General features: G+C 71.1%; 29 protein-coding genes. 14 read left to right on the forward strand and 15 right to left on the reverse strand.

Annotated elements, in window-relative coordinates:
• Positions 1 to 29: 29 nt before the first annotated feature.
• Genes ACFY1J_RS04220 through ACFY1J_RS04230 form a run of 3 tightly spaced genes read left to right on the forward strand, consistent with a single transcriptional unit; the run spans position 30 to position 1,980 of the window.
• A complete protein-coding gene (locus ACFY1J_RS04220) occupies positions 30 to 992 on the forward strand; it encodes an AraC family transcriptional regulator (protein ID WP_390707575.1) in 963 nt (320 codons plus the stop codon).
• Positions 893 to 1,675 (forward strand): AzlC family ABC transporter permease, encoded by a 783-nt coding sequence (locus tag ACFY1J_RS04225; RefSeq protein ID WP_390707574.1) that lies wholly within the window; start codon positions 893 to 895, stop codon positions 1,673 to 1,675. The genes ACFY1J_RS04220 and ACFY1J_RS04225 overlap by 100 nt, the downstream gene beginning before the upstream one ends.
• Positions 1,672 to 1,980, forward strand: a complete 309-nt coding sequence (locus ACFY1J_RS04230; RefSeq protein ID WP_390707573.1) for an AzlD domain-containing protein — start codon at positions 1,672 to 1,674, stop codon at positions 1,978 to 1,980. The genes ACFY1J_RS04225 and ACFY1J_RS04230 overlap by 4 nt, the downstream gene beginning before the upstream one ends.
• A gap of 12 nt (positions 1,981 to 1,992) precedes the next feature.
• Here the strand turns inward: ACFY1J_RS04230 and ACFY1J_RS04235 are convergent, their stop codons facing one another.
• Entirely contained in the window at positions 1,993 to 2,937 is a 945-nt protein-coding gene (locus ACFY1J_RS04235) for a hypothetical protein (RefSeq protein WP_390707572.1), read from the reverse strand.
• A gap of 80 nt (positions 2,938 to 3,017) precedes the next feature.
• Here ACFY1J_RS04235 and ACFY1J_RS04240 point away from each other — a divergent pair, with 80 nt between their 5' ends.
• Complete coding sequence (locus ACFY1J_RS04240; protein ID WP_363299480.1) at positions 3,018 to 3,212, forward strand: DUF3046 domain-containing protein; 195 nt, start codon at positions 3,018 to 3,020, stop codon at positions 3,210 to 3,212.
• A gap of 60 nt (positions 3,213 to 3,272) precedes the next feature.
• A complete protein-coding gene (locus ACFY1J_RS04245; protein ID WP_390707571.1) occupies positions 3,273 to 4,541 on the forward strand; it encodes an AI-2E family transporter in 1,269 nt (422 codons plus the stop codon).
• Positions 4,542 to 4,550: 9 nt separating this feature from the next.
• Here the strand turns inward: ACFY1J_RS04245 and ACFY1J_RS04250 are convergent, their stop codons facing one another.
• Positions 4,551 to 5,309 carry a hypothetical protein gene (locus ACFY1J_RS04250; protein ID WP_390707612.1) on the reverse strand — a complete coding sequence of 253 codons (759 nt, stop codon included), beginning with the start codon at positions 5,307 to 5,309 and terminating at the stop codon, positions 4,551 to 4,553.
• 405 nt (positions 5,310 to 5,714) lie between these two features.
• On the opposite strand from ACFY1J_RS04250, the gene recA reads away from it, so the two are divergent.
• From recA to ACFY1J_RS04270, 4 genes are all read left to right on the forward strand, one after another.
• A complete protein-coding gene (recA, locus tag ACFY1J_RS04255; RefSeq protein WP_390707570.1) occupies positions 5,715 to 6,839 on the forward strand; it encodes a recombinase RecA in 1,125 nt (374 codons plus the stop codon).
• Between the two features lie 3 nt (positions 6,840 to 6,842).
• Positions 6,843 to 7,712: a recombination regulator RecX gene (gene recX, locus ACFY1J_RS04260; RefSeq protein WP_390707569.1), complete on the forward strand. Its 870-nt coding sequence runs from the start codon at positions 6,843 to 6,845 to the stop codon at positions 7,710 to 7,712.
• Between the two features lie 192 nt (positions 7,713 to 7,904).
• A complete protein-coding gene (locus ACFY1J_RS04265) occupies positions 7,905 to 8,519 on the forward strand; it encodes an ArsR/SmtB family transcription factor (protein WP_390707568.1) in 615 nt (204 codons plus the stop codon).
• Positions 8,516 to 11,044: an FtsX-like permease family protein gene (locus tag ACFY1J_RS04270; RefSeq protein ID WP_390707567.1), complete on the forward strand. Its 2,529-nt coding sequence runs from the start codon at positions 8,516 to 8,518 to the stop codon at positions 11,042 to 11,044. The genes ACFY1J_RS04265 and ACFY1J_RS04270 overlap by 4 nt, the downstream gene beginning before the upstream one ends.
• A 91-nt stretch (positions 11,045 to 11,135) precedes the next feature.
• Here the strand turns inward: ACFY1J_RS04270 and ACFY1J_RS04275 are convergent, their stop codons facing one another.
• From ACFY1J_RS04275 to ACFY1J_RS04310, 8 genes are all read right to left on the reverse strand, one after another.
• Complete coding sequence (locus ACFY1J_RS04275; RefSeq protein WP_390707611.1) at positions 11,136 to 11,555, reverse strand: rhodanese-like domain-containing protein; 420 nt, start codon at positions 11,553 to 11,555, stop codon at positions 11,136 to 11,138.
• The gene (locus tag ACFY1J_RS04280) at positions 11,546 to 12,091 is read right to left on the reverse strand and encodes a cysteine dioxygenase (protein ID WP_390707566.1); all 546 of its coding nucleotides are present in this window, start codon (positions 12,089 to 12,091) and stop codon (positions 11,546 to 11,548) included. The genes ACFY1J_RS04275 and ACFY1J_RS04280 overlap by 10 nt, the downstream gene beginning before the upstream one ends.
• 103 nt (positions 12,092 to 12,194) lie before the next feature.
• A complete protein-coding gene (locus ACFY1J_RS04285; protein ID WP_390707565.1) occupies positions 12,195 to 12,308 on the reverse strand; it encodes a putative leader peptide in 114 nt (37 codons plus the stop codon).
• 51 nt (positions 12,309 to 12,359) lie between these two features.
• Positions 12,360 to 13,997: an FAD-dependent monooxygenase gene (locus tag ACFY1J_RS04290; protein WP_390707564.1), complete on the reverse strand. Its 1,638-nt coding sequence runs from the start codon at positions 13,995 to 13,997 to the stop codon at positions 12,360 to 12,362.
• Between the two features lie 175 nt (positions 13,998 to 14,172).
• Positions 14,173 to 15,081 (reverse strand): amino acid ABC transporter permease, encoded by a 909-nt coding sequence (locus tag ACFY1J_RS04295; RefSeq protein ID WP_390707563.1) that lies wholly within the window; start codon positions 15,079 to 15,081, stop codon positions 14,173 to 14,175.
• Positions 15,078 to 15,743, reverse strand: coding sequence for an amino acid ABC transporter permease (locus ACFY1J_RS04300; RefSeq protein WP_390707610.1), 666 nt, complete (start codon positions 15,741 to 15,743; stop codon positions 15,078 to 15,080). The genes ACFY1J_RS04295 and ACFY1J_RS04300 overlap by 4 nt, the downstream gene beginning before the upstream one ends.
• A gap of 111 nt (positions 15,744 to 15,854) precedes the next feature.
• Positions 15,855 to 16,697 (reverse strand): glutamate ABC transporter substrate-binding protein, encoded by an 843-nt coding sequence (locus ACFY1J_RS04305; RefSeq protein ID WP_390707562.1) that lies wholly within the window; start codon positions 16,695 to 16,697, stop codon positions 15,855 to 15,857.
• A gap of 82 nt (positions 16,698 to 16,779) precedes the next feature.
• Positions 16,780 to 17,556, reverse strand: a complete 777-nt coding sequence (locus ACFY1J_RS04310; RefSeq protein WP_390707561.1) for an amino acid ABC transporter ATP-binding protein — start codon at positions 17,554 to 17,556, stop codon at positions 16,780 to 16,782.
• Positions 17,557 to 17,853: 297 nt separating this feature from the next.
• Here ACFY1J_RS04310 and ACFY1J_RS04315 point away from each other — a divergent pair, with 297 nt between their 5' ends.
• Positions 17,854 to 18,540, forward strand: coding sequence for a response regulator transcription factor (locus ACFY1J_RS04315; protein WP_390730571.1), 687 nt, complete (start codon positions 17,854 to 17,856; stop codon positions 18,538 to 18,540).
• A 9-nt stretch (positions 18,541 to 18,549) separates the two neighbouring features.
• The gene (locus ACFY1J_RS04320; RefSeq protein ID WP_390707559.1) at positions 18,550 to 19,953 is read left to right on the forward strand and encodes an ATP-binding protein; all 1,404 of its coding nucleotides are present in this window, start codon (positions 18,550 to 18,552) and stop codon (positions 19,951 to 19,953) included.
• Between the two features lie 23 nt (positions 19,954 to 19,976).
• Here ACFY1J_RS04320 and ACFY1J_RS04325 read toward each other — a convergent pair whose 3' ends face one another.
• Positions 19,977 to 20,975 (reverse strand): TAXI family TRAP transporter solute-binding subunit, encoded by a 999-nt coding sequence (locus ACFY1J_RS04325; RefSeq protein WP_390707558.1) that lies wholly within the window; start codon positions 20,973 to 20,975, stop codon positions 19,977 to 19,979.
• 87 nt (positions 20,976 to 21,062) lie between these two features.
• Between ACFY1J_RS04325 and ACFY1J_RS04330 the strand changes: the two genes are divergently transcribed.
• On the forward strand, positions 21,063 to 21,470 hold the full coding sequence (locus ACFY1J_RS04330) for a MazG nucleotide pyrophosphohydrolase domain-containing protein (protein WP_390707557.1): 408 nt from the start codon (positions 21,063 to 21,065) through the stop codon (positions 21,468 to 21,470).
• Between the two features lie 6 nt (positions 21,471 to 21,476).
• On the opposite strand, the gene ACFY1J_RS04335 is transcribed toward ACFY1J_RS04330, so the two are convergent.
• The gene (locus tag ACFY1J_RS04335; RefSeq protein WP_390707556.1) at positions 21,477 to 22,868 is read right to left on the reverse strand and encodes a hypothetical protein; all 1,392 of its coding nucleotides are present in this window, start codon (positions 22,866 to 22,868) and stop codon (positions 21,477 to 21,479) included.
• Positions 22,869 to 23,117: 249 nt separating this feature from the next.
• Entirely contained in the window at positions 23,118 to 23,468 is a 351-nt protein-coding gene (locus ACFY1J_RS04340; RefSeq protein WP_363299458.1) for a metalloregulator ArsR/SmtB family transcription factor, read from the reverse strand.
• 227 nt (positions 23,469 to 23,695) lie between these two features.
• Between ACFY1J_RS04340 and miaB the strand changes: the two genes are divergently transcribed.
• Both miaB and ACFY1J_RS04350 read left to right on the forward strand, forming a co-directional pair.
• Positions 23,696 to 25,210 carry a tRNA (N6-isopentenyl adenosine(37)-C2)-methylthiotransferase MiaB gene (gene miaB / locus ACFY1J_RS04345; RefSeq protein ID WP_390707555.1) on the forward strand — a complete coding sequence of 505 codons (1,515 nt, stop codon included), beginning with the start codon at positions 23,696 to 23,698 and terminating at the stop codon, positions 25,208 to 25,210.
• Positions 25,211 to 25,294: 84 nt separating this feature from the next.
• Complete coding sequence (locus tag ACFY1J_RS04350) at positions 25,295 to 26,008, forward strand: class III extradiol dioxygenase subunit B-like domain-containing protein (protein WP_390707554.1); 714 nt, start codon at positions 25,295 to 25,297, stop codon at positions 26,006 to 26,008.
• Between the two features lie 87 nt (positions 26,009 to 26,095).
• Here the strand turns inward: ACFY1J_RS04350 and ACFY1J_RS04355 are convergent, their stop codons facing one another.
• Positions 26,096 to 26,374 (reverse strand): antitoxin, encoded by a 279-nt coding sequence (locus tag ACFY1J_RS04355; RefSeq protein ID WP_363299455.1) that lies wholly within the window; start codon positions 26,372 to 26,374, stop codon positions 26,096 to 26,098.
• Between the two features lie 20 nt (positions 26,375 to 26,394).
• Positions 26,395 to 26,712, reverse strand: coding sequence for a hypothetical protein (locus ACFY1J_RS04360; RefSeq protein WP_390730572.1), 318 nt, complete (start codon positions 26,710 to 26,712; stop codon positions 26,395 to 26,397).
• Between the last annotated feature and the right edge of the window lie 162 nt (positions 26,713 to 26,874).

Raw genomic sequence — 26,874 nt, forward strand, 5'->3', positions numbered from 1 at the left:
GGTCCGCCGGGGTGCAGGAGAATGACCCCATGGCGGGTTCGGGTGAGCGGGCGAGGCACTGGCAGTATGAGGAGCTGCCCGGCGTCGACCTGCTGCGGGCGCGGTACATCCGCAAGACCTTCGTCCGGCACACCCACGAGAACTTCGTGATCGCCGCCATCGCCGACGGCGTCGAGGTCTTCCACCACGGCGGGTCCGACGTCCACGCCGGCGCGGGAGCGCTCGCACTGGTCAATCCGGACACCCCGCACACCGGGCGGGCCGGCGTTCCGGAGGGCTGGCGGTACGGGGCGGTGTACCCGTCGCCCGAGGTGGTGGGCGCCATCGCGGCCGAGACCACCACGATCCGCGGCACCCCTGGCTTCGTCAGTCCCGTGCTCGACGATCCGTACACCGTCGGCCTGGTGCACCAGGTGCTGCGCGCCACCGACGAGGGCAACGCGCTGGCCGCCGACACCCTGCTGCGGCTGGCCGTGACCCGGCTGCTGCGGCTCAACGGCGGACCGCTGCCGCGGCGCGAGGTACGCACGGCCGGGGCCCGTACCGCGGCACGGGCGCGTGCCGTGCTGGAAGAGCGGATGACGGAGCCGCCCACCCTCAAGCGGCTGGCCGCCGACCTGGGGACCAGCCCCTTCGCGCTGCTGCGGGCGTTCCGTGACACCTACGGCATGCCGCCCCACGCCTGGCTGACCGACGCCCGGGTGCGCCGGGCACGGCACCTGCTGGACGCCGGGACCGCACCCGCGGAGGCGGCCGTCGCCGTCGGCTTCACCGACCAGCCGCACCTCAACCGGCACTTCGCCCGGATCGTCGGCGTGCCCCCCGGGGCGTACCAGCGGGAGCGCAAGAACGTACAAGACCGGGGACCCCGACTGCTCGTAACGTCCGACGCGTGGCACAACAGACAGCTCTCGCAGACATACGCGCCGACGACGGAGGAAAACCGGACGCCGCCGTCGTACGGGACGCCCTCGGAGTCGGGGTCGCCGTAGGACTGTCCGGGTTCGCCTTCGGGGTGACCTCGGCCGGCAGCGGGCTGAGCCTGCTGCAGACCTGTGCGCTCAGCCTCCTGGTGTTCACCGGCGCCTCACAGTTCGCCCTGGTGGGAGCGCTGGCCGCGGGAGGCAACCCGCTCACGGCGGCCGCGGGCGCCTTCTTCCTCGGGGTGCGCAACGCGTTCTACGGGCTGCGTCTGTCGCAGTTGCTGGCCCTCCCGCGCGCGGTGCGTCCGTTCGCCGCCCAGTGGGTGATCGATGAGACGACGGCGGTGGCGCTGGCGCAGCCGACCCGGCGCGCGGTGCGGATCGGCTTCACCGTCACAGGGCTCAGCCTGTACCTGCTGTGGAACCTCACCACGCTGCTCGGCGCCCTGGGCGCCAAGGCCATCGGCAACACCGAGGCGTGGGGCTTGGACGCAGCCGGGCCCGCCGTGTTCCTGGCGCTGCTCGCCCCCATGGTGAAGACCGCCACCGAGCGCGCCGTCGCGGCCCTGGCGGTGTTGCTCGGACTCGGCCTGCTGCCCGTCCTGCCCGCCGGTGTGCCCGTCCTGGTGGCCGCGCTCGCGGCGCCGGTCGCCCTGTGGGCGGAGGGCCGCCGCAGGGGCCGTACCCGAAACGGCGCACCCGACGACGCACCGCACGACATACCCGACGACGCACCAGAGGAAGACCGTTGAACACCTGGATCGCGATCGGCGCGACCGCCCTCGGCTGCTACGCCGTCAAGCTCGCCGGACTGCTCGTGCCCGCGGGCGCCCTGGAGCGCCCGCTGGTCAAGCGGCTCGCCGCCCTGCTGCCCGTCGCCCTCCTCGCCGCCCTCACGGCCCAGCAGACCTTCGCCCACGGGCACGCGCTGGTGCTGGACGCCCGGGCCGCCGGGCTCGCGGCCGCAGGCGTGGCGCTGGTGCTGCGCGCCCCGTTCCTGCTCGTCGTCGCGGCGGCCGTGGTGGTCACGGCGGGGGTGAGGGCCGTCGGAGGCTGACGGCGCCCCGGCTCAGCCCACGAACCGGCCGTACGCCCTGAGGGTGCGCAGGGCCTCGATCGTCACCATGGGGCGGGCCTCCAGGGCCGTGCCGGGCGCCCACTGACGCCAGCGCACCGGCCAGCCGCCGTCCTCCTGCTGCTCGGCCGCGAGGAAGTCCAGGGAGCGTGTCATCTCCTCGTCCGTGAACCACGCGCGCGCGAGGGACTGCGGTGTCCTCGCGAAGTCGTGCGGGAAGTGGTGCTCGCCAGGGGCGTAGCCGGGCGCGACGGGGTACTCGTCGAGTCGCTCCGGGTCCAGTGCCGCGAGCCGTTGCTCGCGCACCAGGCGGCCCAGGCGGTCGGCGGCCGCCTCCGCGCGCGGGCGGTCGGGCACCGAGTCCAGGAAGGCCACCGCGGCCTCGACCTCGTAGGGGTGGGACTTCTCCAGGCCGTTCACGGCCTGCCAGCAGAAGTCGGTGGCCCGGAACAGCCAGGCGTGCCACACCTCGTTGCGGTGCAGCAGGCCCACCACCGGTCCGGTGGCCAGGAGCTCGCTGGGCGGGTTGTCCACGATCGGGATGAACGGGGCCGCCGGATAGCCGCGTTGGCTGGGATGGATCGCCGGCAGGGCGCCGTCGGAGGTGGAGACAGAGGTCAGATAGCGGCACACGCGCTCCACCCGCTGCCCGCCGCACCGTCCCACGGCGTCCAGGACGCGCAGCGCGTGGCCCGTGTGCAGCGGCTGGCTCACCGGGCCGCGCAGATCGGGCTCGAGAGCATGGCCGTACCCGCCGTCCTCGTTGCGATAGGCGTCCAGCGCCGTCTCCACCGGATCGGCGCCGCCGTTCAGGAAGTGGAAGGCGAACAGGCGCTGCTCCAGCACGCGCGCGGTGAGCCAGACGAACTGTTCGGCGCGGAAGAGCGGGGTGCGCGCCGGGGACACAGAGGGGAGCGGAGAAGCTCCTGTTTCGGGCATGCGTCAGACCGTAGGACGGAAAGCGGTCTCGCAAGGCGGTGCCCGGCAGGGCCCACTCCAAGGGGCGGGATACTGGTGTCATGCGGTTGACGGTCTTCTGGCAGCGGATGGCGGAACACTTCGGTGCGGGGTACGCCGAGACATTCGCGCGCGATCATGTGATGTCGGAGCTGGGCGGACGCACGGTGCGCGAGGCGCTGAACGCCGGCTGGGAGGCCAAGGACGTGTGGCGGGTGGTCTGCACCGTCATGAACGTGCCGGGGGAGAGGCGCTGACCGGTAACGAAGATCGCAGGCCGATAGTGGGCTGTCAGCGGCGTGGGTGACACTTGCTCCGTGGCACCCACTGACGACACCGGGCAGCTCGCCCAGCACGCATCCCCGTTCGGTACGACGCCGCCCGCCCGGCCCCCGGCCGAGGGCGCCGCCGGGCCGGGCGCCCGCATGCCGCGCTGGCTGCCGCGCGCCATGGTGCTCGCGCTCGCCCTCGTCGCCGTGTTCCAGCTCGGCAGCTGGGCCTTCCACCAGCTGACCGGCCTGCTGATCAACATACTCATCGCGTTCTTCCTGGCCCTCGCGATAGAACCCGCGGTGAGCTGGATGTCCGCCCATGGGATGCGCAGGGGGCTGGCCACCTTCCTGGTCTTCCTCGGCCTGATGATCGTGACCGCGGGCTTCATCACGCTGCTCGGGTCGATGCTCGCGGGCCAGATCGTCAAGATGGTCGAGGGGTTCCCTGGCTATCTCGACTCGTTGATCAACTGGGTCAACCAGACGTTCCGTACCGATCTCAGACGCGTGGACGTCCAGGAGGGGCTGCTTCACTCCGACTGGCTGCGCAAGTACGCGCAGACCAGCGCGGCCGGTGTGCTCGATGTCTCCGCCCAGGTGCTCGGCGGTCTGTTCCGGCTGCTGACGGTCACCCTCTTCTCGTTCTACTTCGCCGCCGACGGGCCGCGGCTGCGCCGCACCCTGTGCTCGGTCCTGCCGCCCGCCCGGCAGGCCGAGGTGCTGCGCGCGTGGGAGATCGCCGTGGACAAGACCGGCGGTTACCTGTACTCGCGCGGCCTCATGGCGCTCATCTCCGGGATCGCGCACTACATCCTGCTCCAGGCCCTGGGTGTGCCGTACGCACCCGTGCTGGGCGTCTGGGTGGGTCTGGTCTCGCAGTTCATCCCCACCATCGGCACGTATCTCGCGGGCGCGCTGCCCATGTTGATCGCGTTCGCGGTCAACCCCTGGTACGCGCTGTGGGTGCTGGCCTTCGTCGTGGTCTACCAGCAGTTCGAGAACTATGTGCTGCAGCCCAAGCTGACCTCGAAGACCGTCGACATCCACCCGGCGGTCGCCTTCGGGTCCGTCATCGCGGGCACCGCACTGCTCGGTGCCGTCGGCGCCCTGATCGCCATCCCCGCGGTCGCCACGCTGCAGGCCTTCCTGGGCGCGTATGTGAAGAGGTACGAGGTCACGGACGACCCCCGGGTGCAGGGGCACCGCACACGCGGGGCGTCCGGCCCCGGCCTGATCGCGCGTGCGCGTCGGCTGTGGGCGGGGCAGCCGGGTGCGGCCGAGCCCGGGGCGGGGCTCCCGGAGGAGACTTCCTGAGGCACGGGTTCAGTACGTGAGGACCGCCCACACCCCGGCACTCGCCACGGCGGCCGCGTAGCAGCCGACCGCGACGGCGACGATGCGCGTCCGCGTCCGCTCGCTCCAGGACGTGCGCGACAGCAGCCACGCCAGCGCCGGCAGGACCAGGACGGCGTGCAGGCTCACTCCGTGCAGCGGCTTGAGCGGGGCCGTCGAGTGGTACGCCGCCTCCTGGTGGCCGGTCCGGGTGAGCACCACCCCGCGGGCGATCATCGCGGCGCCCGAGGCCAGCGCCACGAGCAGGATCGCGAACCCGGAGCGCACCGCGAGCGGCATGCCCGCCGGGCCCGTCGGCCGGTGCCGGAAGGATGCCACCGCGAAGACGGTGAGCAGCACCACGAGCACACCGCCGCCCACCGCGAGCGTCATGGACACAGCCGTGTCGAAGGGGGTCTCCATGTCGAGGTGCGAGGGCACCCTGCGCCACGCCTGAAGGGTGATGCCGCCGACCTCCACCACACAGTCGGCGGCGAACACGACGAGCAGCACGGTGCGCAGCCGCTGCCCGACGCGCAGATACGACGTGACCCAGGTGACCGCGATCAGCGTCATCCCGAAGGAGAGCCCGAAGGTGACGGGCTTGCGCCAGGAGACGGGACCGTCCCAGGGGCCGCCGTCGACCGCGAACACCACCAGGTGCGCGAGACCGGAGGCGACGAGGAGCAGTCCGATCGCGTGACAGAGACGCTCGGCGGCGTGCTGGGTGTCGACGGACGGCGGATCCATCACGGACCGCGGGCTTCTCAGGGGTTGTGCCGGGGACCGAAGCATGGCTCAAGGCTCCCGGGGGCGCCCCGTGCGGTCGTCGTCCGGTCGAAGACACCCGTCGTACGCCGACCGGAGTAGCCGCACGCCGGACCGCCGTTGGGCCGGCGTCGGGCGCGTCGGCAGGGGCATCGGCCGGGGCCGCGGCGAAGCATCGCAGGTGTCGCCCGGTGCGCTTGACACGAAAATCGAACATCCATTCTTATGGAGGCTCGGGCGAGGCTCTCGACGGGGATTTCGACACGGTTTGGGTGGAGAAGTACCCGAGTTGTCCACAGGCCGGGCCGGCGTCGGGGCGCATTGTCAGTGGCAGGCGTTAGCGTCTTTGACGTGAAGCGATCGACTCAAGCAAACCGGGTGGAACCCATGGCAGGAACCGACCGCGAGAAGGCGCTCGACGCCGCACTCGCACAGATTGAACGGCAATTCGGCAAGGGCGCGGTCATGCGCATGGGCGAGCGGTCGAGGGAGCCCATCGAGGTCATCCCGACCGGGTCGACCGCGCTCGACGTGGCCCTGGGCGTCGGCGGACTGCCGCGCGGCCGCGTCGTGGAGATCTACGGCCCGGAGTCCTCCGGTAAGACGACCCTGACCCTGCACGCCGTGGCGAACGCACAGAAGGCCGGCGGTCAGGTCGCGTTCGTGGACGCGGAGCACGCCCTCGACCCCGAGTACGCGCGCAAGCTCGGCGTCGACATCGACAACCTCATCCTCTCCCAGCCCGACAACGGCGAGCAGGCCCTGGAGATCGTGGACATGCTGGTCCGCTCCGGCGCCCTCGACCTCATCGTCATCGACTCCGTCGCCGCGCTCGTCCCGCGCGCGGAGATCGAGGGCGAGATGGGCGACAGCCACGTCGGTCTGCAGGCCCGTCTGATGAGCCAGGCACTGCGGAAGATCACCAGCGCGCTCAACCAGTCGAAGACCACCGCGATCTTCATCAACCAGCTCCGCGAGAAGATCGGCGTGATGTTCGGCTCCCCGGAGACCACGACCGGTGGCCGGGCGCTGAAGTTCTACGCCTCGGTGCGCATCGACATCCGCCGCATCGAGACCCTGAAGGACGGCACGGAGGCGGTCGGCAACCGCACCCGCTGCAAGGTCGTGAAGAACAAGGTCGCGCCGCCCTTCAAGCAGGCCGAGTTCGACATCCTCTACGGCCAGGGCATCAGCCGTGAGGGCGGTCTGATCGACATGGGCGTGGAGCACGGCTTCGTCCGCAAGGCCGGCGCCTGGTACACGTACGAGGGCGACCAGCTCGGCCAGGGCAAGGAGAACGCGCGCAACTTCCTCAAGGACAACCCCGACCTGGCCAACGAGATCGAGAAGAAGATCAAGGAGAAGCTGGGCGTCGGAGTGCGGCCGGAGGAGCCCGCCGCCGAGCCGGGCGCCGACGCCCCGGCCGCGGCCGGTACGGACGCCGGGAAGACGGTGCCTGCCCCGGCAGCCGGCAAGGCCGCCAAGCCCAAGGCCGGCGCAGCCAAGAGCTGACCCGTGACACGACGAACCGACTGGGCCGAGTACGCGTACCCCGACGCTCCGCGGGAGCGGCGGGGGAGAGGCGGCGCGGGTCCTGCCCGGACGGGCGGCGGTACGGGGGGCGACGGCGCGTTCGCGGACACCGGGCCGTACGAGGGCGGCGGGTCCTACGGAGGTGACGGGTCGTACGGGGGCGATCCGGGCCATGACCCGGACGGCCCGTACGGCGACGAGCCGCGCGGCGGTTCGCGGCGTGGTGGCCGTGGGACGCGCGCCCGGGCCGGCTCGCGCGGGCGCGGTGGCTTCGGTGAGGCGTCCGGTGCGGCGCCTGATGAGGACGGGGACTCCTTCTCCTCGTCGAGGGCCGAGAAGAAGGAGCACCCGGGGGACCCGGCTGAGCAGGCGCGAGCGATCTGTCTGCGCCTGCTCACCGGGACCCCGCGCACGCGGAAGCAGCTCGCGGACGCCCTGCGCAAGAGGGAGATCCCGGACGACGTCGCCGACGAAGTGCTGTCGCGGTTCGAGGAGGTCGGCCTGATCGACGACAGCGCGTTCGCCGACGCCTGGGTGGAGTCCCGGCACCACGGCCGGGGTCTGGCCCGGCGTGCGCTCGCGCGTGAGCTGCGGACCAAGGGCGTCGACTCGACGCTGATCGACGAGGCCGTCGCCCAGCTCGACTCGGAGCAGGAGGAGGCGACCGCCCGCGAACTCGTCGCCCGCAAGCTGCGCGCCACCCGCGGCCTCGACCGCGACAAACGGATACGGCGCCTCGCGGGGATGCTCGCCCGCAAGGGGTACTCCGAGGGCATGGCTCTCCGGGTCGTCCGGCAGGCGCTGGAAGAAGAGGGCGAGGACACGGAGTTCCTTCAGGGCGAGGAGTTCTGAGCCGGGGGCCTTCGTGAGGGCCTTTTGATCCTGCGCGCCGACCGGGCGTACCGCTTCCCGGCGGCCATCGCCCGCTCGTCCCCGGCGACGCCTGCCGGGCCCCCTTCCATGGACGGGGTGGGGTTAACCCCCGTCCGAAGAGGCCGGAGCACCGCAGTGCACAGGCACCTGTGCACAGACGACTGTGTACGCATGCCCGTACCGCCCGCTCCCGTCGAGCTTTCCGACCTCGCCGCGCTCAAAGCGCTCGGCCACCCGCGTCGGCAGCGCATGCTCCAGCACCTCACCCTGCACGGCCCGGCGACCTCCGCCACCCTCGCCCGCGCGCTGGGGCTGAACACCGGATCGACCAGCTACCACCTGCGTGAACTCGCCCGGTACGGCTTCGTCGAGGAGACCACCGCGGCCGCCGGCCACGGCCGGGAACGCTGGTGGCGGGCCGTCCCCGGCGACCTGCGATTCCCGCCGCGCAGTCGGCAGAGCGCGGAGTTCCGGCACGTCATGGACGAGCTGAACCATCACGCCTATGCCGCCGATCTGGAGCTGTTCGAGCAGCTCCAGCTGGACACGGACGAGGGCGACCCATGGGCGGACGCCTTCCCCTACTCGCGCGGCACCATCCGGCTGACCCTGCCCGAACTCCTTGAGTTCTTCGAGGAGTACATCGCCCTCCTCAACCGCTACAAGCGCCCCGAGGCCGACACCCCGCCCGACGCCCGCACCGTACTCACGCGCCTGCTTGCCTTCCCTGCCCCGGCCGACCACCACACCCGGACCGACAACAGAAAAGAGACCCGGCCCTCATGATGCTGCGCTACGCCCTTCGGACCGTCCGCGCCCGCAAGGCCGGATTCCTCGGCGCCTTCCTCGCCCTGATGTGCGCGGCCGCACTCATCACCGCCTGCGGCACCCTGCTCGACACCGGCCTGCGCGGCACGATCCGCACCGAGCGCTATGCGGCGGCCCCGGTCGTGGTCTCCGCCGACCAGAACGTCCACCACACCACCGTCAAGCACAAGAAGGGCAAGACCAAGATCAAGCACAAGGCGAAACCCATCGCCGAACGTGCTTGGCTCCCGGCCGGTCTGGAGCGCACCCTCGCCGGCACCCCGGGCGTCGCCCGGGTCGTCCCCGAACTGACTTTCCTCGCCGAGCCGTTGACCCCGGCCGGAACCGACGGCCGTACCGCCTACGGACACGCCTGGGGCTCCGCCGCGCTCACGCCGTACCGGCTGACTGCCGGCACCGCCCCCAAGGCCGCCACCGACCTCGTCGTCGACCGCTATCTGGCCGCACGCGCCCACCTTCGGCCCGGTGACCACCTCACCGTGCAGTCGACGCGGTCCCCGCGCAGCTACCGGATCTCCGGCATTGCCGCTCCCGCGACAGACGTACGCCATCAGACGTCGCTGTTCTTCTCCAGCGCCGAGGCCCGCCGACTGGCCGCGCACCCCGGGCAGGTGACCGCATACGGCGTGCTCCCCGCCAAGGGCACGGACCCGGACCGGCTGCGACAGTCGGTGGCGCGGGCGCTGCACGGCACCACCGCCCAGGTCAGCAGCGGAGACGCCCGTGGCCCCGTCGAGTTCCTGGACGCGGCAGCCGCTCGGACCCGGCTCGTCAGCATGGGCGGCGCGATGGGCGGAACCTCGCTGCTCGTGGCCGTCCTCGTGGTCGTCGGCACCTTCGCGCTCTCCGTCCAGCAGCGCCACCGCGAACTCGCCCTGCTCCGCGCCATCGCCGCCACGTCCGGCCAGATCCGCAAGCTGCTCGGCCGCGAGGCCCTGGTCGTTGGCGCGGCCGCAGGCACGGTCGGCGCGCTCCTCGGGCTTCCCCTGGGCGGTCTGCTGCACGATCGGTTCGTCGCCCTGGGCGCCGTACCCGACACACTGCAGCACACCGCCGGCGTCTTCCCGCCCCTTGTGGCACTCGCGGCGACCCTGGTCGGGGCGTGGGCCGCGGCCCGTATCGCCTCGCGCCGGATCGCCCGGATCCGGCCGGCCGAGGCACTGGCCGAGGCCAGGGCCGAGCGTGCCCGCACCGCCTGGGGGCGGATCTTCGCCGGTCTGCTGCTGCTCGCCGGCGGAATCGTCCTCGTCGTCGTCCTCACCTCCTTGCGCACCGAGCCCGCCTCGACTCCCGTGACCTTCCTCGCCGTCGTGGTCCTGTCGACCTCCGTCGCCCTGCTCGGTCCCCTGCTGGTCAGGGCGGCCGCGCTGCTGCTCGCCGGCCCGCTGCGGCTCACCGGTCACAGCGGTCGGCTCGCGATCGCCAACCTGCGCGGGAACGCCGCCAGGATGGCCTCCGCAGTCACCCCCCTCACTCTTCTCATCGGTATGACCTGCACCGTCCTGTTCGTCCAGTCGACCCTCGGCGGTGCCGCCCGCGCCCAGGCCCGCGAGGGCGTCACCGCGGACTGGGTCGTCGCCGCCCAGGGGCCGGGCGTCCCGGCCGAGGCCGCGCGGCAGCTGCGCACCCACCACGACGCCGTCACCGAAGTGGTCCGCACGACCGTCCGCGTCGGCCTGGACAAATACGCCGCCCAGGGCGTCACCCCTGAGGGCCTCACCCGCACCTGGGACCCGAAGGTCACCGCCGGCTCCCTCGACCGGCTGACCCAGAACACGGTCGCGGTCAGTGAACTCGCCGCGGATCAGCGCCACTTGAAGCCCGGTAGCACCCTGGAACTCACGCTCGGCGACGGCACGCCCGCCACGCTCACCGTCGCCGCCGTCTACGCCAGGGGTCTCGGCTTCGGCGACATCACCTTCGCCCGCGACCTCGTCGCCCGACACGTCGACAACCCGCTCGCCTCCTCCGTCCTCGTCAGCACGACCCGTACACAGACACAACTCGCGACTACTCTCCGTAAGTTCCCGGGACTCCGAATTCTTTCCCCGGCCGCCGCCGACACGCTCCAGGCGGACCGGCAGCAGGCGAACGCCGAGGTCAACTATCTGGCCATGGGGCTCGTCCTGGCCTTCACAGCCATCGCCGTGGTCAACACGCTCGCCATGTCGGTCTCCGAGCGCGTCCGCGAGTTCGCGCTGCTCCGCCTGGCCGGGGCGACCCGGCGCCAGGTGCTCCGGATGCTGCGCACCGAAGCGCTGTCGGTCCTGCTCCTCGCCACGGCACTCGGCAGCGGCATCGCCCTCGCGGTGCTGACCGCGTTCGGCATCGGTATGACGGGCCGGGCCGCGCCCACGGTCACGCCGTTGCTGTACGTCACCGTCGTCGCGGTCGCCGCCGTCCTCGCCCTCCTGGCCACCGCGCTCCCGGGACGCGTGGCGCTCAGGGTGCGCGCGGTGACGGTGGCGACCGCGAAGGAGTAGCACCGGCGCCCGAGCGCCTCGCCGACCACGGACATGGCCCCGCGGTACTGCCCGCCCGAGGGGTGACCGTGTATCAGGAGGTGACCGCGTGTCAGGAGGTGACCGGCAGCCCTGCCGCCTTCCACGCCTGGAAGCCGCCGACCAGGTCCGTCGCCCGGTGCAGGCCCAGCCGGTGCAGGGAGGCCGCCGCCAGGCTGGACGCGTAGCCCTCGTTGCAGACCACCACGACGCGCAGGTCGTGGCCGGTCGCCTCGGGGGCGCGATGGCTGCCGCGGGGATCCAGGCGCCACTCCAGTTCGTTGCGCTCCACGACGAGCGCGCCGGGGATCAGTCCGTCCTTCTCGCGCAGGGCCGCATAGCGGATGTCGACCAGCAGGGCCTTGCCGGCCTGCACCGCGTCGTACGCCTCCAGCGGCTCGATCCGCCGGTAGCCGTCGCGCACCCGCTCCAGCAGTTCGTCGATGCCCACCGGCTGTTCTTCCGGCCGCTCTTCCGTCCCGCTCACTGCCAGTCCTCCGGCCGCTCGACCTGTTCCAGGCGCAGTACCGGGCCCGTGCGGCTGTAGCGGCGGATCCGCGGCAGGGGCGGGTAGTAGGCGTGCACGGAGACGGCGTGCCGGTCGGTGGACTCGTTGAGGACCTCGTGGACGTGGTGCCGGCCGAAGGAGCGGCCCTGTCCGGCCGGCAGCTGCCGCTCGCGGTCCACGTCGTCGGTCAGTTCCAGGGTCTTCCAGCCGTCGGCCGGCAGCCGGACGGCGAGGGAGTTCTCCTTGAGTTCGCCCGTCGCGGTGATGAAGGCGCCGACGGACTCGGCGTGGTCGTGCCAGCCGGTGCCGGTGCCGGGCGGCCAGCCGATCAGCCAGGCCTCGCTGCCGCCGGGGCCCTCCAGTCGCACCCAGGTGCGGCCTTCCGGGTCGAGCGGGAGCGAGGCGATCAGTTCGGCGTCGGCGGCCACCTGCCGTACGAAGCCGAGGAGGTCCGCCTGCGTGGGCGCGGAAGCGGACCCCTGGGCGGGGGGAGTGGGGGAAAGAGAGGGAGAGACAGACACGTACACCGTCCTGAGGTGCGTTCGCTGAGGTGACGCGCGGCGATGCGGGGACGACGCGCGACGGGAGGAGAAGAAGCGGGATGGCGAATTCAGCGATGCGAATTCAGCAGGACGTGCGACACACGCAGCCCGCATAGCGGACCAGGTCCATATGGACCCTCCGCCACAGGCGCACATCGGTGTCGGTCACGATCCGGAGTACACCATGCCGGTGCATACCGGTCAACCGACCGTCACTATGTGGACCGGAGGGTGACCGCACTCACGGTCAACGCACGCTGGAGCCCGCCCCGGCTCCGGCCTCTGCCTGCGCCTCCGATTCCTTCTCCTTCTCCGCCTTCACCGCCCCGCCGAGAGTCGCCTCCGCCGCCGCGTACAGGTCGGCCGGCCGGACCCCGCTCAGCGCGGTGACCAGGTGACCGTCGGGGCGCACGAGCAGCACGGTGTGCGCCGGCGCGCCCGGGTACTCCTCGGCGACCAGCAGCTCCGCGGGGTACGGCAGCGCGGTCACCGCGGCGGCCAGCCGGGGCATGAGCCCCGCGGAGACCCAGTGCTTGCGGTCCCACACACCCGTGCCCGGCGCGATCAGCACGACCAGCAGCGCGCCACGCCCGAGCCGGTCCCGCAGCCGTACGAAGGAGCCGTCCTCCGCCGTGACCCGCACATCGGTCACCGGTGTGCCGGGAGGGGTGTCGACGGAGACCTCCCCTTCCAGGTGCCGGGGCGCGAGCGGTGAACCGGCGTACGAGCCCGGCGCGCCCAGCGTCCCGCGCCCCAGGTGACCGTCCGTGAGCAGCGCCTCTTGGCCCCGGCCCGAGCCGGGGACGTACGAGCGCAGCCCGCCACTGCCGCGCAGCACCGGCAGTACCTGGTCGGCGGCGCGCAACCGGGCGGCCACCACCGCACGCCGCTCCGCCTGGTAGCTGTCGAGCAGCGCCTCGTGCGGCCCATGGTGCCAGGCCACGGCCAGCTTCCAGGCGAGGTTGTCGGCGTCCCTGAGCCCCTCGTCCAGCCCCTGAGTGCCCAGCGCGCCGAGCAGGTGCGCCGCGTCCCCGGCGAGGAAGACCCGGCCGGCGCGCCACCGGCGGGCGAGGCGGTGGTGCACCGTGTGGACTCCGGTGTCGAGGAGTTCGTACGTCGGTGTGGGGCCGTCCGTCCAGCCCGCGAGGGTCTCGCGGACACGGGCCACCAGGAGGTCGGGCGTGACCAGGTCCTTGCCCGGCGGCAGCAGCCAGTCCAGGCGCCACACGCCGTCCGGGAGGGGGCGGGCGGTCACCTCCCCGGCCGAGGGCCCGGACGTCCGCCACGGCGGCATCCGATGGAGCAACGCCTGACCGGGCCATGGAAGTTCCACACGCAGCGCGGCGACGGCGTGTCGCTCCACCGCCGTACGGCCGGGGAAGCGGATGTCCTGCAGTTTGCGCACGGTCGAGCGCGGGCCGTCGCAGCCGACCAGATAACTGCCCCGCCACCAGGTGCCCTTGGGGCCACGGGTGTGCGCGGTGACTCCCGAGCGCTCCTGCTCGATGGTGTCCAGCCGGCTGTCGAGGGCGATCCTGACCAGCGGCTCGTCGGCGAGGGCGGTGCGCAGGGCGTGGGTCAGCACGTGCTGTGCCAGGTGCAGCGGGGCGGGTTCGGTGTCGTCGAAGACGAGCTCGCGCATCACCTGCTTGCGCCGCAGAGACCGCCATCCGGCCCAGCGCGCACCCCGCTCGGCGAGCGGGACGCCGGTCAGCCGCTCCATCAGGGCGGCGGTCTCCTCGCGCAGTACGACCGTGCGCGCGGCGCGTGGTTCGTCCTTGCCGGGGCCCTCGTCGAGGACGACGGACGGCACCTCGTGACGGGCCAGCGCCAGGGCCGTCGTGAGCCCGACGGGCCCCGCACCGACGATGATCACCGGGTCCACGGCGCGACGCCCCCTGCCCGCGGCTGTGCCCTGACGGACATGTGTGAACAAGAAGTTGGGGCAGGGTGCACGATCACAGAACGTATGCAACCCATTGGCGGGGTTTGCGTCAAGTGACGGGGGCAGTGGCGATCATGCCACTGCCCCCATGATGCTCAACCGGCTTGACCGATCATCAGATCGAGCCGCCCTCACTGGCCCCGAAGCTCCCCCTGACCTGGGCCGGGTTGAGTTCCACCGCGTCCTCCGCGCCCAGTACGGCGCCGGTGCTCCGCTTGCTGCGCCGCAGCCTGCCCTCCAGCCAGCTCGCGAAGGTGGTGAGGACGAAGTTGACCACGATGTAGATGATCGCCACCACGACGAAGCTCTGGATGACGTTGGCGTAGACGGCGGCCATCGTGCTGCGGGTGTTGAGCAGCTCGGTGTAGCCGATCATCACGCCGCCCAGCGCGGTGTCCTTCACGATGACGACGAGCTGGCTGACGATGGCCGGGAGCATGGCCGTGACCGCCTGCGGGAGCAGGATGGTGGTCATCGTCTGGCCCTTGCGCAGACCGATCGCCTTCGCGGCCTCCGTCTGTCCCTTGGGGAGCGCGTGGATGCCCGCCCGGACGATCTCCGCGAGGACGGAGGCGTTGTAGAGGACCAGGCCGGTGACGACCGCGTACAGCGGCCGGTCGTCGCTGGTCACGTTCGTGTAGCGGGCGTAGTACTCGTTGGCGAACAGCATCAGCAGCAGGACCGGGATCGAGCGGAAGAACTCGACCACGACGCCGGCCGGTATGCGGACCCACCGGTGGTCGGACATGCGCGCGATGCCGAGGAACGCACCCAGGGGCAGTGCGATGACCATGGCGAGTGCTGCGGCCTTCAGGGTGTCGGCGAGGCCGGGCAGCAGATAGGTCGTCCACGCCTCGGATGTGGTGAACGGCTGCCACATGGCCCACTTCAGCTGGCCCTTGTCGTCCAGGGTCCGCCAGACCCACCACAGCAGCAGGGCGAGCAGGACGACGAAGAGCCCCGTGAAGACGAGGTTGCGCTGTTTGGCCCGGGGGCCGGGGGTGTCGTAGAGAACGGAGCTCATCGCTTCACCGCCAGTCGCTTGGCCAGCCAGCCGAGGAACAGGCCGGTGGGAAGGGTCAGAACCACGAACCCGAAGGCGAAGACGGCGCCGATGGCCAGGGTCTGGGCCTCGTTCTCGATCATCGACTTCATCAGGTAGGCGGCCTCGGCCACGCCGATCGCGGCCGCCACGGTGGTGTTCTTGGTCAGTGCGATCAGTACGTTGGCCAGTGGGCTGATCACCGCACGGTAGGCCTGGGGCAGCACGATCAGCCGGAGCGTCTGGCTGAAGGTCAGCCCGATCGCCCGGGCCGCCTCGGCCTGTCCCAGGGGCACGGTGTTGATGCCGGATCGCAGCGACTCGCAGACGAAGGCCGCGTGGTAGGCGATCAGACCGAGCACCGCCAGCCTGAAGCCCTGGACCTTGAAGTCGGAGGCGCCCATCGTCACGCCGAAGATGTCGGCGAGGCCGAGCGACGTGAAGAGGATGATGACCGTCAGGGGGATGTTCCGGACGATGTTGACATAGGCGGTTCCGAACCCGCGCATCAGCGGGACCGGGCTGACCCGCATCGCGGCCAGCAGGGTGCCCCAGACCAGGGAGCCCAGGGCGGAGAGGGCGGTGAGTTTCACCGTCATCCAGAACGCCCCGAGGACGTCGTAACCATCAAGAAAGTCGAACACGATCTCCCGCGCTTCCGGGTGTGTGGCGTATGGGAAGGGCATGGCGCGCCGCCGCCGTGATCGCGGCGGGCGACGGCGCGCCCGGGGAACCCTGCGGAGCTGGGGTCGGCCTTACTTGACGATCTGACCGATCTTCGGCGCCTGCTCGTTCTTGTAGTCGGCCGGGCCGAAGTTCTTGTCGACCGCCTTCTGCCAGGAGCCGTCGCTGACCATCGACTCCAGCGCCTTGTTGATCTTGTCCATGGTCGTGGCGTCGCCCTTCTTCACACCGACGCCGTAGTTCTCGTTGCTGAGCTTGAGCCCGGCGAGCTTGAACTGGCCCTTGTACTTGTCCTGCGCGGCGAAGCCCGCGAGGATCGAGTCGTCGGTGGTCACGGCGTCCACCGCGCCGCTCTGCAGAGCCGCGATGCACTCCGAGTAGCCGCTGTACTCCTTCAGGTTGGCCTTCGGGGCGATCGTGTCGTGGATGTTCTGCGCCGACGTGGAGCCGGTCACGGAGCACAGCTTCTTGCCGTTGAGGTCCGTGGCCTTGCTGATGTCCGCGTCCTTCTTGACCAGCAGGTCCTGGTGGGCCAGCAGGTAGGGGCCGGCGAAGTCGACCTTCTGCTTGCGCTCGTCGGTGATCGAGTAGGTGGCCGCGATGAACTTGACGTCGCCACGGGAGAGGGCGTTCTCGCGGTCGGCGCTCTTGGTCTCGACGAACTGGATCTGGTTGGGCTTGTAGCCGAGCTTGCCGGCCACGTAGGTCGCCACGTCGACGTCGAAGCCGGAGAAGGAACCGTCCGGCTCCTTCAGGCCGAGGCCGGGCTGGTCGTACTTGATACCGATCTTGATCTTGCCGCCGCCGCTGGAGGAGGAGCCGCCGTCGTCCTTCTTGCCGCCGCCGCACGCGGTGGCGGACACGGCGAGAGCGAGTACGACGGCCGAGGCGGCGGTGACCTTGCGGAGCTTCATCGTGAACATCCTTTGTCTGGTGAACAGGGGAGCCGTCAGGCGGGTGACGCAGGTCGGTCGTCCGCGGCGCGGACGCGCGCCGTCAGTGGTGCAGGATCTTCGAGAGGAAGTCCTTGGCCCGGTCGCTGCGCGGATTGCTGAAGAACTGGTCGGGCGCAGCTTGTTCGACGATCCGGCCGTCGGCCATGAAGACCACCCGGTTTGCAGCCGATCGTGCGAATCCCATCTCATGGGTGACGACGATCATCGTCATCCCGTCGCGGGCGAGTTGCTGCATGACCTCGAGGACCTCGTTGATCATCTCGGGGTCCAGGGCCGAGGTCGGCTCGTCGAAGAGCATGACCTTCGGGCCCATGGCCAGAGCGCGCGCGATGGCGACGCGCTGCTGCTGGCCGCCGGAGAGCTGTGCCGGGTACTTGTCGGCCTGGGTGCCCACGCCGACCCGGTCGAGCAGGGCGCGGGCCTTGTCCTGGGCCTGCTTCTTGTCGGTCTTGCGGACCTTGATCTGGCCCAGCATCACGTTCTCGAGCACGGTCTTGTGCGCGAAGAGGTTGAACGACTGGAAGACCATCCCGACGTCCGCCCGCAGCCGGGCCAGCTCCTTGCCCTCCTGGGGCAGCGGCTTTCCGTCGATCGTGATGGTGCCCGAGTCAATGGTCTCCAGGCGGTTGATGGTGCGGCACAGGGTGGACTTCCCGGACCCGGAGGGCCCAATGACCACCACGACCTCACCGCGGGCGATCGTGAGATCGATGTCCTGGAGTACATGCAACGCGCCGAAGTGCTTGTTGACGCTCTCCAGGACGACCAAGTCGCCGGTCGCGGCCATGTCCTGCTTGGCCACCGATACTTCGGTCATCGCTTTCGGGCTCCGTCCTCCTCGGTTTCGGAGGAATGTAGTAACCCCGAATGACCAGCGTCATTACATCTGAGGGGAATCTGAGCATCACGATCCGATAGCAATCGGACACGTGTCGTAGCAGCTGCGGCCGGGGCACGTATCGGCCGGGTAACGGAACCCGCATGGAACCGGAACCGTCTTGACGTCATCATCATCCATCGGCGTGACTGCCTTGGTGCACGCGCGCGTGTGCGCGTTTTGTACAAGCCGAGAACGAACCAGAACCGTACGACCACTGAACCGGAGGGGGCCGGGATGAGACTGCTGCTCGTCGAGGACGACAATCACGTTGCCGCGGCGCTTTCCGCGGTCCTCGCGCGACACGGGTTCCATGTGACCCATGCCCGAAGTGGCGAGGAGGCGCTTCAGGCGCTCGTTCCCGAGGGCCCCGGATTCGGCGTGGTCCTGCTCGACCTCGGCCTGCCCGACCAGGACGGATACGAGGTCTGCGGCAAGATCCGCAAGCGCACCAGCACCCCGGTGATCATGGTCACCGCCCGCTCCGACGTGCGCTCCCGCATCCACGGCCTCAACCTCGGCGCCGACGACTACGTGGTGAAGCCGTACGACACCGGGGAACTGCTCGCCCGGATCCACGCCGTCAGCCGGCGCACCGCCCACGAGGACGCCGTGCCGGGCACCGAGGACGCGCTGCGCCTGGGGTCCGTGTGCATCGAGCTGCCCACGCGCCAGGTCAGTGTCAACGGTTCGGTCGTCCAACTGACCCGCAAGGAGTTCGACCTTCTCGCGCTGCTCGCCCAGCGCCCCGGCGTCGTCTTCCGGCGGGAGCAGATCATCAGCGAGGTGTGGCGCACCAGCTGGGAGGGAACGGGACGCACCCTTGAGGTGCATGTCGCCTCCCTGCGCGCCAAGCTGCGCATGCCCGCGCTGATCGAGACCGTACGCGGCGTCGGCTACCGACTCGTCGCCCCGGCCGCGTAGCGGGGACGGGTGCGCACACGTCTCCTGCCGCTGCTCATCGTCCTGATGGCGGCCGTGCTGCTCGCACTGGGCCTCCCGCTCGCCGTCAGCGTGGCCGCGGCCCAGCAGCAGACGGTGGTCGTCGACCGGATCGACGACACGGCGCGCTTCGCGGCGCTCGCCCAGTTCGTCACCGACGGCACCGGGTCCCCGCGCACGACCGAGGACGACCGCAAGGAGACGCTGCGCCGCGAACTCGCCAGCTACTACGGGGTCTACGGCATTCGCGCGGGCGTCTTCTACCGCAACGGTGCGGCGATGGCCAACGCCCCCGACGACTGGATCCTGCCCCAGAGCGGGGAGGCGCGGGACGCCTTCGACGAGGCGCTGCTCAGCCGGCGCAGCCATGACCCCGAACAGGTGTGGCCCTGGCAGCGCAGCCGCCTCATCGTCGCCTCGCCGGTGATCCGGGACGGGGACGTCGTCGCGGTCGTGCTCACCGACTCGCCCACGGGGCCCATGCTGTCGCGGACGCTGCGCGGCTGGCTGCTGATCGGGGCCGGTGAGATCGCCGCGATGCTGCTGGCCGTGGGCGCCGCGCTACGGCTGACCGGCTGGGTGCTCAAGCCGGTACGCGTGCTCGACGCCACCACCCATGACATCGCCACCGGGCGGCTGAAGTCCCGGGTCGCGGTGGCCGGCGGGCCGCCGGAACTCCGCAGGCTCGCCCGGTCGTTCAACGAGATGGCGGACAACGTCGAGGACGTGCTGGAGCAGCAGCGCGCCTTCGTCGCCGACGCCTCGCACCAGCTGCGCAACCCGCTCTCTGCGCTGCTGCTGCGCATCGAACTGCTCGCCCTCGAACTGCCCGAGGGCAACGAGGAGATCGCCTCGGTCCGTACCGAGGGCAAGCGGCTCGCGCAGGTCCTGGACGACCTGCTCGACCTCGCGCTGGCCGAGCACGCCGAGGCCGACCTGCGCCTGACGGACGTCGGACAGCTGGCCGCCGAGCGGCTGGCCGCGTGGACGCCGACGGCCGAGGCCAAGGGGGTCCGGCTGACCGGCGACTGCCCGCCGACCACCGGCTGGGCCGACCCGATCACGCTGTCCAGCGCGCTGGACGCGGTGATCGACAACGCCGTGAAGTTCACACCGCAGGACGGCACCGTCACGGTGACCGTCGCCTCCAACGGCGAGTCCTCGACGGTCGTGGTCACCGACACCGGCCCCGGCCTCACCGAGGAGGAACTCGCCCGCGTCGGCGACCGCTTCTGGCGCAGCGGCCGCCACCAGAACGTCAAGGGATCCGGCCTCGGCCTCTCCATCACCCGCGCCCTCCTCGCGGCGGGCGGCGGCTCCATCGAGTACGAGCACCATGCGCCGCACGGCCTGAGCGTGACGGTGCGGGTGCCGAGGAGCGAGACGGTGGCGTAGGGCGGGGGCGCGCACGCTCCCCGTTACGGCTTCACCGACCGGTAGTACCGCCGTGCCCCCTCGTGCAGCCTGAGCGGGTCCGTGTAGATGGCGGTGCGGAGGTCCACCAGTTGCGCGGAGTGGACGTGCGCGCCGATGTCGTCGCGGCTCTTGATGACGGTTCGGGTGACCCACTCGATCAGCCGGGGGTCCATGTCCGTTCGGGTCATCAGCAGGTTGGACACCGCGATGGTCGCCACGGTCGACCCCTGCTGGACGGACGGGTACGCCGACTCGGGCATGTTGGTGGCCCGGTAGTAGCGGGCGGTGTCCCCCTCGGCGTGGAGCTTGTCGACCACGTCGCCGTCGATCGGGACGAACCTGAAGTCGAACGTCCTGGTGAGCTGGACCAGCCCGTTCGTGGGCAGCCCGCCGGACCAGAAGAACGCGTCGATCTTCCCCTGTTCCAGCCTGTCGGGCCCGGTGTCGATGCCGTCGGACACCGGCGTGATGTCCTTCTTGGGATCGATCCCCGCGGCCTTGAGCAGCCGGACGGCGATCAGCCGCACCCCCGAGTTGGGCAGCCCTATGGCCACCCGCTTGTGCTTCAGGTCGGAGATGGACCGGACATGCGAGTCGCGCGGCACGATGAGCTGGACGTAGTCGTCGTACAGCCGGGCCACACCGCGCAGCCGCCCGGCACCGCTGAGGTGCTGGAGCTCGTACGACTCCACCGCGTCGGCCGCCGCGATGGTGAAGTCGGCCTTCCCGGTCGCCACCCGCCGCACGTTCTCCTGCGAACCGGCGCTGTTCAGCAGCTTCACCGACAGACCCGGCATGTCCCTGTCGAGTTCGGTGCGCAGCCGCTCGCCGTACTCCTGGTAGACCCCTCGGGGCGTGCCGGTGCTGAAGACGATCGTCCCGCTCGGCGGCTCCTCGCCGAGCGGCAGCAGCCACCACAGCAGCAGCCCGAACGCGACGAAGCCGGCGGCCGCGCCCTGGAGCGCGCGGCGCCTGCCGATACCGGGGAAGACCTTGGACATGCGCGCGATCCTGCCAGCCGTCCGCGGTCCTGACCAGCGCCGGGCTCGCCGCGGGGGGTTGTCGGTGGCGGCCGCTACAGTCGCCGTATGAGCAACTCCTCGCCCGCCGGCCTCGTCCGTGAGTTTCACGTCGCCTTCGGCCTCGACGCCCGCAGCAGACCGACGGAGGTGCCCGCCGAGCTGGCCGCGCACCGCGGGGAACTGCTCGCCGAGGAGGCCGCGGAGGTAGCCGAGGTCGCGGTGGCCGGCCCGCTGGACCGGCTCGCGCACGAACTGGCCGATGTCGTCTACGTGGCCTATGGCACGGCCCTGGTCCACGGCATCGACCTGGACGCGGTGATCGCCGAGGTGCACCGCTCCAACATGAGCAAGCTGGGCCCCGACGGCGAGGTCGCCCGCCGGGTCGACGGCAAGGTCCTCAAGGGCGAGCACTACGCGGCGCCGGACGTGACGGCCGTCCTGCGCCGCCAGGGATGGGTACCCGGCGGCGCCTGACGTCGCTCAGACCGAGTCGCCCGCCAGCTGCCACTCACGGTGCAGCGCGCCCAGCGGGATGCTCCGCTGGAGGATGGGGGTACCGAAGATCGACAGCTGGAGGCGCAGGGTGCCGGACAGGTCCACGCCGCCGTACAGACCCCACTTGCCGGTGGTCTTCGCGCCGGTGGTGTCCGACGAGGCCTCCACCGTCCCCGAGGCCTCGCCGCGCAGGTACGGTGCCAGGTCGGCGGTGACGCCCACGGTGCCGTAGAGACCGACCGACGCCTCGGCGCCGAGCGCGGTCTTCACGTTCCCGGCGGCGGTCACCGACGTCCGTACCGGTGTGCTCGTCATGTCGGAGGCGCTCACCGGGGTCCAGCCCTTGCCCGCGCCGAAGGTGCCGCCGGCCTTGAAGTCGCCCTTGAGGCTCTGCTGTACGTCGACGGTGACCTTGCCGTCGGCGCTGATCTGGAAGTAGCAGGTCAGGTCGAGGTTGACGACGACCGGGACGGGGCCGACCTGCAGCACCGGGTCGGCGTGCAGCTTCGCGAACGGGATGCGCAGCGGTGTGGCGGAGGCGGCGGCGCGGCCCTTGACGGCCCAGCCCGAGGTCCAGTCGCCGGACACGCCCAGGTAGGCGGAGCCGGGCGCGGTGTCGGTGCCCTGGCCCCCGTACTTGAAGTCGACCTGCGGAGCGACCTGCACGAAGCCGGACACCGAGGCGGCTGCCGAGACCGGGGCGCCCTCGGGCGTGGGCACCTCGGCGGAGACGTCGAGCCGCAGGCTGCCCAGCGGGACCGTGGCGGCCTTGGGGCCGACGTGCACATCACCGGTCCTGGACCAGGAGACCTTGACATCGGGCAGCAGCTTGTCGATGTCGAAGGAGGCCGGGTCGACGGGCACGGTGCCCTTCGCCGTGTCGTCGCCGAGCAGGGCGTTGAGCGCGGCGGGCTCGGTCTGCACCTCCGTGCCCTTGTCGGTCTCGCCGATCACCTTGGTGACCTTGGCGAGCAGACCGTGCGGCGCACCGGGTGCCGGGGCGCTGGCGATGACGTCACCGACGGCGGCCTCGGGCCGGCCGGCGGAGGCGCCGGGGGAGGGGGAGGACGCCGAGGGCGAGGGGGAACCGGGCTTCTTCCCCTGGGAGATGACGGCCCGTCGGGTCTTGCTGTTGTACGAGCTGACGGTGAGTGTGGTCTTGTGTGCCGGCCTGCCCGAGCCGTCCGGGCCCGCGGCCGCGGTCGGGGTGGCGGCGGGAGCGGCGGCGACGGTGAGCGAGTGGTCCGCGGCGGTCGCGGCGGTGCCGTCCGGGCCCTGGGTCTGCCGGCTGTGACCCGCGGCGGGCTGCTCGGCCTGCGGTGAGGAAGAGGAGCAGCCGACGGCGAACAGGAGGGCGGTCACGGCGAAGGCGGGCATGAGGGCATGCGTGTGCCTCGTGCGTCTGCGCAAGGTGATTCCTGAGGGTGGGGGGTGGCAAGGAGGTACCGGCGGACAGCGGCAATGCGCCGTACTGGCCGGTAACTCGGCGACGAGCCATGAGCATGCCATGGCCGTGCGCACGCGACGTCCACAATCCGGCCACATCCGAACGTGACCTGAACCACGGCGATTTCAGGCCGCGGCGCAGGCCGGATCACCCACCTGTATCTCCGTACGCCCCCGCCGCTACGCCGACGGCTTCTCCTCACCCTGTGCGGCCCGCAGATCGGCGAGGAGCTCGGCCTGTCCGGCAAGGACGCCGGACAGGATGGTGCGGGCCACCCGCAGGAGCTCGGCGACGTGCGGACTAGTCAGCGAGTAGTACACGTTCGCGCCCTCCTTGCGGGTCCTGACCAGGTTGGCGCGCCGCAGCACCGCCAACTGCTGGGACAGATGCGCGGGCTCGATGCCCACCTCGGGCAGCATTTCGGCGACCGCGTGCTCGCGCTCGCTCAGCAGCTCCAGGACGCGGATGCGTGCCGGGTGGCCGAGTGTCTTGAAGAACTCGGCCTTCAGTTGGTACAGCGGCGCGCTCACGGTCTCGCCCCTTCCCCGGCATGGCGGCACGGCACCGCCTGCCGGACCTCGGTGCATCGTGTCCGCCTACTCGTCAGGAACATGCGGCCATCCTCTCGTGCGACCGCGTCGGATCCGAACACGGTGACCAGCGCACCCGGAATCAGTTAAGTAATTGCTAAATTTCGCAATTGCGCAGCTCTATCCCTCAGGGAGGGGGTGCTCCGGGAACCCCCTACCCTTGTCACATGAGCAGCATCGACCGGAGCCGGCCCGTGGGCGTGAAGACCTACGAAGTACGCACCTACGGGTGCCAGATGAACGTCCACGATTCCGAGCGATTGTCCGGGCTGCTCGAAGAGGCCGGTTATGTACGCGCCCCCGAGGGGTCGGACGGGGACGCGGACGTCGTCGTCTTCAACACCTGCGCCGTACGGGAGAACGCCGACAACCGGCTGTACGGCAACCTCGGTCGCCTCGCGCCGAAGAAGGCGGCCCGGCCCGGGATGCAGATCGCGGTCGGTGGCTGTCTGGCGCAGAAGGACCGCGACACCATCGTGAACAGGGCGCCCTGGGTGGACGTCGTCTTCGGCACGCACAACATCGGCAAGCTGCCGGTCCTGCTGGAGCGCGCCCGCGTCCAGGAGGAGGCGCAGGTCGAGATCGCCGAGTCCCTGGAGGCGTTCCCCTCCACGCTGCCGACGCGGCGCGAGAGCGCGTACGCGGCCTGGGTCTCGATCTCCGTCGGCTGCAACAACACCTGCACCTTCTGCATCGTCCCGGCCCTGCGCGGCAAGGAGAAGGACCGCCGCCCCGGCGACATCCTGGCCGAGGTAGAGGCGCTGGTCGGCGAGGGTGTCTCCGAGATCACGCTGCTCGGGCAGAACGTCAACGCGTACGGCTCCGACATCGGTGACCGCGAGGCCTTCAGCAAGCTGCTGCGCGCCTGCGGCTCCGTCGAGGGCCTGGAGCGCGTCCGCTTCACGTCCCCGCACCCGCGCGACTTCACCGACGACGTGATCGCGGCCATGGCCGAGACGCCGAACGTGATGCCGCAGCTCCACATGCCGCTCCAGTCCGGCTCGGACACCGTCCTGAAGGCGATGCGCCGCTCGTACCGGCAGGAGCGCTACCTCGGGATCATCGAGAAGGTCCGCGCCGCCATCCCGCACGCCGCGATCACCACGGACATCATCGTGGGCTTCCCGGGCGAGACCGAGGAGGACTTCGAGCAGACCCTCCACGTCGTCCGCGAGGCGCGTTTCGCGCAGGCCTTCACCTTCCAGTACTCCAAGCGGCCCGGCACCCCGGCCGCCACCATGGAGAACCAGATCCCCAAGGAGGTCGTGCAGGCGCGCTACGAGCGTCTCGTCGCCCTCCAGGAGGAGATCTCCTGGGAGGAGAACAAGAAGCAGGTCGGCCGCACCCTGGAGTTGATGGTCGCCGAGGGCGAGGGCCGCAAGGACGGCGCCACGCACCGCCTGTCCGGCCGCGCCCCCGACAACCGCCTGGTCCACTTCACCAAGCCGGAGCCGGAGGTACGCCCCGGCGACGTGGTCACCGTCGAGGTCACCTACGCCGCCCCGCACCACCTCCTCGCCGAGGGCGCCGTTCTCGGCGTGCGCCCCACGCGCGCGGGTGACGCCTGGGCGAAGCGCAACGCGGCGGAGGCGGCGAAGCCGGCCGGCGTGATGCTCGGCCTGCCGCAGATCGGCGCCCCGGCGCCGCTGCCGGTGGCGACGAGCGGGTGCGGCTGCGACTGACGCTGATCGATCCGGCCTCGATCCGGCCGCCGTGCTCGACGAGGAGTGACGTCAGGGCCGCCGTACGGCGTTACCCTGCCGATCATGCTTGTCGCCGCAGCAGTCTGCCCCTGTCCGCCGCTCCTCGTGCCCCAGGTCGCCTCGGGTGCCGCAGCCGAGCTGGACGCCGCACGCGCCGCGTGCACGGACGCGCTCGGGGTGCTCGCCGCCGCCCGTCCCGACCGGCTGGTGGTGGTCGGGCCCGCGGGGGAGAGCGGAAGCGGGCCCCATCCCCAGGGCGCCCGGGGTTCCTTCCGCGGTTTCGGCGTCGACCTCGACGTACGGCTCGGCCCGGGGCGGGCCCCGGAGTCCGAGCGGGAGCTGCCGCCGTCGCTCGCCGTCGCCGCATGGCTGCTGGAGCGGACCGGCTGGGCGGACGCCCCGATCGAGGGACTCGGTGTGGAGGAATCGCTCACGCCCGAGCGGTGCACGGCGGTCGGAAGGGACATCGGAGCGCGGGCCGATCGGGTGGCACTGCTGGTGATGGGCGACGCCAGTGCCTGCCGCACACTGAAGGCACCGGGCTACCTCGACGAGCGGGCGGCACCCTTCGACGCGCAGGTCGCGCGTGCGCTGGGCGCGGCGGACGTGGCGGCACTGAAGGCCCTGGACGACGAGCTGGCGTACGAGCTGAAGGTCTCCGGCCGAGCCCCCTGGCAGATCCTCGCGGGCGCGGCCGAGGGCGCGAACCTCACCGGCGCGCTGCTCTACGAGGACGCGCCCTATGGGGTGGGGTACCTGGTCGCCGCCTGGTCCTGAACACGACCCGGAAACGGCGGACGGCCGGGAGCCCCCACGCTCCTCGGCCGTCCGCCGATCCACCCGCCGGGCCACCGCCCCGACCGCTCAGGACGCCGGTGGCGGCGCCTCGGGCGGTGTAGCCGTGCCCTCACCCGGCTCGGTGCCGCTCTTCTGCACGAAGCGGTCCATGGCGCCCTTGGCCTTGTCGGTGCCCGCATGGATCTTTTCGCTGTACTTGCCCTTGGTCTTCTCGTCGACGGCCTTCGCGACCTTGTCGAGACCGTGCTCAAGTTTGTCGATCTTGTCCTCGTGATGGTGCGCGAGGTCCGACACCTTCTCCTTGGCCGGGGCGAGCTTGGCCTTCAGGGTGTCCAAGAGATGCATGGTCCACCTTCCCTCGCGGGTCAGCTATTACGGACGCCCTCACCGGCGTCGTTGTCGGCGGCCTTCTCGGCCGACTGCTGCTTGGGAATGTCGGCGCTCTCCGCGGCGACACCCTTGGCGGCGTCGGCCGCGGTCGCCGCCGCACTCTCGTCGCGGTCTCCCGCCGGTCCCTCTGCCTCCGACGATCCCTTCGCCGCGTCCTCGGCCGTCACCTTCGCCAAGTCCTCCGCCGCGTCCTCCGCCTCGGCCGCGGCCGGTTCCGCGCCGGTCCGCGCCTCGGCGGCGGAGGATCCCTTCGTCGCCTTCGACTTCCCAAGAAGCCGTGCAAAAACGCCCATATCCACTCCATACGTTACTCGTGCGGGCGAAATCCCGCGTCACCCGGAGCGTCCGTTTGCGTCGCCCGGGTCACCGCCCCTCGAAACCGGCGGCCGGATCCTCGCAACGGGCAACGACGCCGAACCCGACGCGTCACGTAACCCGTTCGAGACGTGGTCGCG

It is taken from the genome of Streptomyces sp. NPDC001406 (assembly GCF_042895285.1).
Taxonomy (GTDB): Bacteria; Actinomycetota; Actinomycetes; order Streptomycetales; family Streptomycetaceae; genus Streptomyces.